General features: G+C 68.4%; 5 protein-coding genes. 4 read left to right on the forward strand and 1 reads right to left on the reverse strand.

Going from position 1 to position 8,086, the window contains the following annotated elements:
• Positions 1 to 4 precede the first annotated feature (4 nt).
• Positions 5 to 2,290: an ATP-binding cassette domain-containing protein gene (locus ACFQ9K_RS39305; RefSeq protein ID WP_378721817.1), complete on the reverse strand. Its 2,286-nt coding sequence runs from the start codon at positions 2,288 to 2,290 to the stop codon at positions 5 to 7.
• 62 nt (positions 2,291 to 2,352) lie between these two features.
• Between ACFQ9K_RS39305 and ACFQ9K_RS39310 the strand changes: the two genes are divergently transcribed.
• From ACFQ9K_RS39310 to ACFQ9K_RS39325, 4 genes are all read left to right on the forward strand, one after another.
• Positions 2,353 to 3,336, forward strand: coding sequence for a helix-turn-helix transcriptional regulator (locus ACFQ9K_RS39310; RefSeq protein ID WP_378721816.1), 984 nt, complete (start codon positions 2,353 to 2,355; stop codon positions 3,334 to 3,336).
• An 89-nt stretch (positions 3,337 to 3,425) separates the two neighbouring features.
• A complete protein-coding gene (locus tag ACFQ9K_RS39315; protein WP_378721815.1) occupies positions 3,426 to 5,453 on the forward strand; it encodes a TRAP transporter permease in 2,028 nt (675 codons plus the stop codon).
• Complete coding sequence (locus ACFQ9K_RS39320) at positions 5,450 to 6,445, forward strand: TAXI family TRAP transporter solute-binding subunit (protein WP_378721814.1); 996 nt, start codon at positions 5,450 to 5,452, stop codon at positions 6,443 to 6,445. Before ACFQ9K_RS39315 ends, ACFQ9K_RS39320 begins: the two co-directional genes overlap by 4 nt.
• Positions 6,446 to 6,675: 230 nt before the next feature.
• Positions 6,676 to 7,671 (forward strand): TAXI family TRAP transporter solute-binding subunit, encoded by a 996-nt coding sequence (locus tag ACFQ9K_RS39325; protein ID WP_378721813.1) that lies wholly within the window; start codon positions 6,676 to 6,678, stop codon positions 7,669 to 7,671.
• Positions 7,672 to 8,086: the final 415 nt, after the last annotated feature.

Consider the following 8,086-nt stretch of genomic DNA (forward strand, 5'->3'; position numbering starts at 1 on the left):
GCCCCTACGCCGCGTTTGGCACGCTGCGCCGCAGGTAGTCGGCGGTGATCGAGTTCTCGTCCGCGAGCAGTGCGGCCGGCGTTCCGGTGAACACGATCTCGCCGCCGTGCTTGCCGCCGTCCGGGCCGAGGTCGATCACCCAGTCCGCGCGCTTGACCACGTCCAGGTCGTGCTCGATGACGATCACCGTGTTCCCCGCGTCGACCAGCCGGTCCAGCAGCGCCAGCAACGTGTCGACATCGGCCATGTGCAAGCCGGTGGTCGGTTCGTCGAGAACATAGATGCCGCCGCTGCGGTGCAGGTGATCGGCCAGCTTGATCCGCTGACGCTCACCGCCCGACAGCGAGCTGAGCGAACGGCCCAGGGTCAGATAGCCGAGCCCGACCTCGTTCAGCGACCGCAGCGGTGTGCGAATCCTGCTACCGGCCTTGCCGTCCCAGAAGTCCAGGGCCTGCTCGGCGGTCATGTCCAGCACGTCGGCGATGGACGCGCCGCGCACCGTGTAGCGCAGCGCCGCCGGCCGGAATCGCCGTCCGTGACAGGTCCGGCACACGGTGGTGATCGGATCCATGTAGGCCAGATCGGTGAAAATGACGCCCGCGCCGCCGCATTCGGCACACGCGCCCTCGGAGTTGAAGCTGAACAGGCCGGGCTGCACGCCGTGCTCCTTGGCGAACAACTGCCGCATCGGATCCATGATGCCGATGTAGGTGGCGGGGCTGGAGCGGCGCGACGCGTGAATCGCGGCCTGGCTCACCGCGATCGCGTCGGGGTGCGCGGCCAGGAACGCCCCGGAGACCAGCGTGCTCTTGCCCGAGCCCGCCACCCCGGTGACCGCGGTGAGCACGCCGGTCGGGAAGCGCGCGGTGACGTTGTTCAAGTTGTGCAGCGCCACACCGGAAACGGTCAGCCATCCGGTCGGCGTGCGCGGCACGTCCTTCACCGGCGTAACCCGGCGCAGCAGCTCGCCGGTCACCGTGCCGGAGGCCCGCAGCTTTTCGACCGTGCCCTGGAACTCGACCTGTCCGCCGTGCGCGCCCGCCCCCGGTCCCATGTCCACCACCTGATCGGCGATCTGGATGACGTCGGGGGAGTGCTCGACCACCAGCACCGTGTTTCCCTTGTCCCGCAACTGGATCAGCAGGTTGTTCAGCCGGCCGATGTCGCGCGGGTGCATGCCGACGCTCGGTTCGTCGAAGATGTAGGTCATGCCGGTGAGGCTCGAGCCGAGGTGCCGAACGACCTTCAGCCGCTGCGCCTCACCGCCGGACAGCGACGAGGTCTCCCGGTCCAGCGAGAGGTAGCCGAGCCCGACCTCCTCGATCCGCCGCAGCCGTTCGATGGCGGCGCCGGCGACCACCGCGGCCATCGGATCGTCGATCGCGCCGAGCACCTCGATCAGCTCCGACACCTCGAACCGGCCGTAGTCGGCGATGCCGAGCCCGTCGATCCGGCTGGCCAGTGCGGCCGCGCTCAACCGCGCACCGGCGCAGGACGGGCAGATCTCCTCGGTCACCACCGCTTTCGCCGCCGCGCGGTTCTTGTCCGACAGGGAGTCCAGATCCCGCTTGATGTACAGGCGATCGAACCGTTCGAGCAGCCCCTCGTATGCGTTGGACCCCGTGCCGCCGGTCTTGTTCGGCCGCGGCACCCGGAAGCCGTTGCCGCGCAGGAACAGCTGCCATTCCTCGGCACTGAACTCGCGCAACGGCTTGTCCGGATCGAACAGCTGCGACTGCGCGTAGAGCTGCCACTGGAATGTGCCGATCGCGAACGGCGCGAACGTGATCGCGCCCTCGTTGAGCGACTTGCCGGTGTCGAGCAGCTTGTCCAGGTCTGGCCGCACCACATGCCCCAGGCCGCCGCACTCCTGGCACATGCCGAGCGGGTCGTTGAACGAATAACTGGTCGCCTCACCGGCACTCGGCTCGCTGTGCCGGGAGAACAGCACCCGGATGATCGACTGGATGTCGGTCATGGTGCCGACCGTGGAGCGCGAGTTGCCGCCGATCGGCCGCTGATCGACGACCACCGCCGGCGCCAGGTTGTCGATCGCGTCCGCCTCTGGCCGCTCGTACTTCGGTAGCCGGTTGCGGATGAACCAGGTGTAGGTCTCGTTGAGCTGGCGCTGCGACTCGACCGCGACCGTGCCGAACACGATCGACGATTTCCCCGAGCCGGATACCCCGGTGAAGACCACGATCTTGCGCTTCGGGATCTCCAGCGTGACATTGCGCAGGTTGTTCTCCCTGGCGCCGACGATCTGGATGGTGTCTCGCTCTGCGTTCACGACAGCCACGCTATGCGGCAATGAGGTCAGTATCGGTCCTCATTGCGGGCCATACTGAAACGGTGACCGAGACCGCCGCGCGCCTGCTGCGCCTGCTGGCGCTGCTCCAGACCCGCCGCGAATGGACCGGGCCCGAGCTGGCCGATCGCCTCGGCGTCACCGTGCGCACGGTGCGCCGCGATATCGAACGACTGCGTGAGCTGGAGTACCCGGTGCGCGCGGGCCTCGGTTCGACCGGCGGCTACCGACTGGAGGCGGGGACCGGTCTGCCGCCGCTGCTGCTCGACGACGAGGAGGCCGTGGCGATCACCCTCGGGTTGCGCAGCGCCGCGCAGGGCTCGGTGGCGGGGATCGAGGAGTCGGCCGCGCGGGCGCTGGTCAAGCTGGCGCAGGTGCTGCCGTCGCGGCTGCGCGGGCGGGTGGACGCGGTCGACTCGGCGACCGTGTCGCTCGGCGGTCCGGCGGCCGGACCACGCGTCGACCCGGAGACGCTGGTCGTGCTCGCCGCCGCGGCCAGGGACGGCGAGCGAATCCGGTTCCGCTATCGGGACAAGGGCGACGCGCAGAGCAAACGATTCGCCGAACCGCACAGCCTCGTCTCCGCGGGCCGCCGCTGGTATCTGGTCGCCTGGGATCTCGACCGGGCCGACTGGCGGACCTTCCGGCTCGATCGGATCGACGCGCCGTTCCCGACCGGGGTGCGCTGTGCGCCAAGGGAATTGCCCGCCGCAGACGCGGCCGCGTTCGTCACCGAGCAGCTCGCCCATGCGCGTCCGGCGCGCAACGTGGTGTTCCTCGTGCACACCTCCGCCGAGCGGCTGGCCGAAACCTTCCGGGTGCGGCCGGAAGAGGTCGAGCCGATCGACGAGCACAGCTGCCTGATCCGTACCAGCGCCGACTCGCTCGAATGGACCGCCGTCCGTATCGCCCACCTGAACGTGGAATTCGAGGTCAAGGAACCGCCGGAGATGAAGCGCATGCTGGCCGAGGTCGGCGCCAAACTGCTTCGCGCGGCGGGGAATCCGCAGGTGACCAGCCCGGACTGAGGACGAGGACAGGCCGCGATCGAAGAATGACCGATTCGCCTGTTTTCAATACCGGTATACGACCGGTCGTGCGTTGCTATCGTTCCGCCATGTCGAACAAGGCGGGCGATCGCCTGGAGTCCGAAGCGCCCGTGGCGGATCGGCCCACGCTGCTGGAGGTCGATGACGAGGAGCGGCCGGCCAGGGTACTGACCGGCTGGGCCGAGCGGATCGTCGCGACGGTGTCGTTCGTGGTCGCGATCCTGGTGGTGTGGCAGGTCTTTCGGCCGTTGCCGCAGGGGAGCCAGTACTACCTCGTCGTATTCCTCGCGGCGACACTGCCGTTGGTGTTCATCGCCTATCGCTCCGGTGTGCGGTTCCTGGATCGAGGCGACGGGCCGGGCGTCGTCGATTGGCTGCTGGCCGCTGCCGCCGTGTTCGTGTGCCTCTATCCGGTGCTGCCGTTCGCCATCGGCTCGGGCGGCGGCGGATACAACGCCTTCTTGGATCGGCAGGGACTGCTGGACCCGGTCGACGTCGGAATGGGTGCGGTGCTGCTCGTCCTCGTGCTGGAGGCGTGCCGGCGGACCACCGGCTGGGTGCTCGTCGCGGTCTGCCTGGTGTTCGTCGCCTACGGGTACTACGGCGGTCTTCTGCCGCAGGACTGGACAATCGCGCACGCGGGCTTGGACTTCGGCCAGATCGTCGACGCGCTCTACAACTCGGGCAGCGGGTTCTACGGCACGCCGCTGGATGTCGCGGCCACCTACATCGTGCTGTTCACGCTGTACGGCGCGGTGCTCGAATTCTCCGGCGCGGCACAGTTTTTCGTCGACCTGTCGGTGGCGGCGTTCCGGCGTTCGCGCGGTGCGGCCGGACGTACCGCGGTCGCGTCGGGATTCCTGCTCGGCACGGTCTCGGGGTCGGGCACCGCGACCGCGGTGACCATCGGCGCGGTCACCTGGCCGATCCTCAAGCGCGCGGGCTATCCGCCGGAACAGGCGGGCGGCATGCTCGCCGCGGCCGGTGTCGGCGCGATTCTTTCGCCACCCACCCTGGGAGTCGCGGCGTTCATCGTCGCCGAGTACCTCGAGGTGTCGTATGTGACGGTGCTCGGCTGGGCGCTGATTCCGACGCTGCTCTACTACCTCGGCATCCTGCTCGCCGTCGAGATCGACGCGCGCCGGTTGGGCACCGAACCGGTGCAGACGGACGGGGTTTCGGCCTGGCGATTGCTGCTGCGGTTCGGCTATCACTTCCTGTCCCTGATCGCCATCGTCGTGCTGCTGTTGCTCGACGTCAGCGCCACCAAGGCCGTCGTGTACGCGACCGGACTGGCGTTCGTTCTCACGTTCCTCGACCCGCGCACGCGTGCGACCGCGCGATCACCGCACCGCGTGTTCCACGCGATCGGCAGCGGTGTGCGGGCGGCGCTGCCGGTGGTCGCGGTCTGCGCATCGGCCGGCGTGATCACCGCGATGACCACCAAGACCGGCCTCGGCGCACAGCTCGCCTCGCTGCTCGTGCGCGCGGCGAAGTCGTTGTCCGACAACCACACCGTGGTGCTGGCCTGCACCGTCGTGCTCGCCGCGATCGCCCTCGCGCTGCTCGGCCTGGCGGTGCCGGTGACCGCCTCGTTCATCATCGGCTGGGCGATCATCGGACCCGCGCTGCTCGCGCTCGACGTGCCGCCGCCGGCGGCCGCGATGTTCGTCTTCTACTACTCCGTGCTCTCCGAGGTGACGCCGCCGACGGCGCTGGCCGCGGTCGGCGCCGCCGCGGTCACCGGCGCGCGCACCGTAGCGACCATGTGGCAGGCGCTGAAATACGCGTTGCCCGCGTTCCTGGTTCCGGTCGTCTTCGTGCTCACCGAACCCGGCGAGTACCTCCTCGGCCGCGGTCCGGTACTGGGCATCCTGTGGACGACGGCCGTCGCCTGCGTCGGCGTCGCGGGCCTCGCGGTCGCCACCGGCGGCTGGATCCTCGGCGTCGGTCCGGCGAATCCACCGGCCAGAGTGCTGGCCGCGATCGGCGGTCTGTTGCTGCTGTACCTGGAGACCGGCGCGCTCATCGCCGGAATGGCCGCACTCGTCGCGGCCGTCGGGATCACTCTGCTCACTCGAAGGAGGACGACATGAGAAGAGTCGCCGTAGTTTTCGCCGTCGCCGCGATATCGGCCGGATTGCTGACCGGCTGCGGGGGTCGCCGGGACGCGCCGCATCACGACGCGGGCGGCGCGATCACCTGCGAGGTGCAGCAGGAGACCAGGGTCGGCATCGCCACCGGCAACGCGACCGGCGTGTACTTCGCGCTCGGCAACTCCTACGCCGACCAGGTCTCCCAGGCCACCAACGGCAAGGTGAAGGCGACCGCGGCGGAGACCGGCGCGTCCGTGCAGAACATCCAGCAGCTCGTCGCGGGCACCTACCAGGTGGCGTTCTCGCTTGCCGACACCGCGGCCGACGCCGTGCTCGGCGTCGGTAGCTTCGACGGCAAAAAGCAACCGGTGCAGGCGCTTTCGCGGCTCTACCCGAACTACACCCAGGTGGTCGCGCGCACCGGCGCAGGCATCAATTCGGTCGCCGACCTGCGCGGCAAGCGGGTGTCGACCGGTTCGCCCAAGTCGGGCACCGAGGTCATCGCCCAGCGCGTCCTGCAGGCGGCCGGCCTGAACCCCGACAGCGACATCTCCGCCCAGCGCCTCGACCTCACCAAAACCGTCGACGGGATGAAGGACGGCTCGATCGACGCCATGTTCTTCTCCGGTGGCCTGCCCACCCCCGGCATCACCGACCTGTTCACCTCGGCCAAGGACAAGGTTCGCTTCCTCGACCTCACCGACCAGCTGCCCGCCATGCGCAAGGTGAGCCCGGTCTACGAGGCGGGCACCATCCCCGCCGCCACCTACGGCCTGTCCGCCGACGCGAAGACCATCGTCGTGCCCAATGTCCTTCTGGTCCGCGACGACCTCGACGCCAACCTCGCCTGCGTCCTCACCAAGGCGCTTTTCGATCGCAAACCCCAACTGGAACAGGCGAACTCCGCCGCCAAGGACATCTCCCGCGACAACGCCCGCAAGACCGATCCGGTACCGCTGAACCGCGGCGCCGACCACGCCCTGACCAAGTAGGCGGCCGCTGTCGCATTGCTGCCCGGCGGAAAATCGTCCGGATACCAACGTTTTTCATTAGCTGAGCGGGTCGCGTTGATATCGTCACGCCGTGTCCGCCACGGCGGTTGGACTCAGTTTTCCGCCGTCGTGGTCGATGAGGTGGAGCTGCCCGCATGGGCGTCGAGTGTGGTGGGCGAGCGGGTTGGTCGCGGCCGGGTGGTCGCTCGGCCCGCTCCAGGGAGGACGAGATGAGAAGAGTGGCGATCGTTGTCGCCGTGATGTCGGTGTCGGCGGGGTTCGTCGCCGGCTGCGGGCAGCGCCAGGACGGGCCGCCGACGGACTCCGGCGCTCCGGTCACCTGCGAGGTGAAGCAGGGGACCAAGCTGGACATCGCCACCGGCAACGCGACCGGCGTGTTCGCCGCGCTGGGCATCGCCTACGCGGACCAGATCGCGCTGGCCACCGACGGCAAGGTGACGGCGACGGCCGCGGAGACGATGGCGTCGGTGCAGAACATTCAGGACCTGGTGGCGGGCAAGTACCAGGTGGCGTTCGCGCAGACCGACACCGCGGCCGACGCGGTGCTCGGCATCGGCACCTTCGACGGGAACAAGCAGCCGGTGCAGGCGTTGGCGCGGCTGTACCCCAGCTATACCGAGGTGGTCGTGCGGGCCGATTCCGGCATCACCTCCATCGCCGAGCTGCGAGGCAAGCGGGTGTCGACCGGATCGCCGAAGTCCGGGACCGAGATGCTGGCCCGGCGCATCCTGCGCGCCGGCGGGCTGAACCCGGACAGCGATATCGCGGTCAATCGTCTCGATCTGACCAAGGCCGTCGCCGGGATGAAGGACGGCTCGCTCGACGCACTGTTCTTCACCGGCGGTCTGCCGACGCCGGGGCTCACCGAGCTGTTCAAGTCGGGCGGGGACAAGTTCCGCTTCCTGGATACCTCGGAGCAGCTGCCCGGCATGCGCGTCCTGAACCCGGTCTACGAGTTGGGCGCGATCCCCGCGGCCACCTATGGACTGTCGCAGGACGTGCCGTCCATCGTCGTGCCGAACGTGCTGCTGGTCCGGGACAACCTGGATGCCGATGTGGCGTGCGTGCTGACGAAGGCGCTGTTCGATCGGAAACCTCAATTGGAACAGGCGAATGCCGCGGCCAAGGGGATCGTGCGGGACGCGGCGCGGGAGACGAACCCGGTCCCGCTGCATCGCGGGGCACAGCACGCGCTGGCCAACTGACCGGGACCGTGGTCTGAGTCACATTCGTGTGATCCGCACCGATTCTGGGCCGATGTCAGGGGTCTTGACCTGCGAATTCTCGGGCTGCGCAGGGGATTTGACGAGGCGATCCCCGCCGCGTAACTTAGTTCGAGTCAGAGCGACACGGACACCGACCCGGAGCCGAGAAGCCCAGCGGAAACGCTGAGTGGAGGACCGGGAAACGAGGTAGGACGAGGAGCGCCTGACGCTCACACTGGCAAGACCGGTACCCCGATTTTACCTCGGGTTCATGGTTGCGCTAAGCTGGATAAGTTGCCTCACCGATCAAGCGGACGTGTTCCGGGCGATGGTGTGTGCGTGTGTTCTTTGAGAACTCAATAGTGTGTCGATGAATGTCAGTGCCAATATGTTTATTGGTTCCGGCTTCTCATAC

The organism is Nocardia sp. NPDC056564 (genome assembly GCF_042793755.1).
Lineage (GTDB): Bacteria > Actinomycetota > Actinomycetes > Mycobacteriales > Mycobacteriaceae > Nocardia.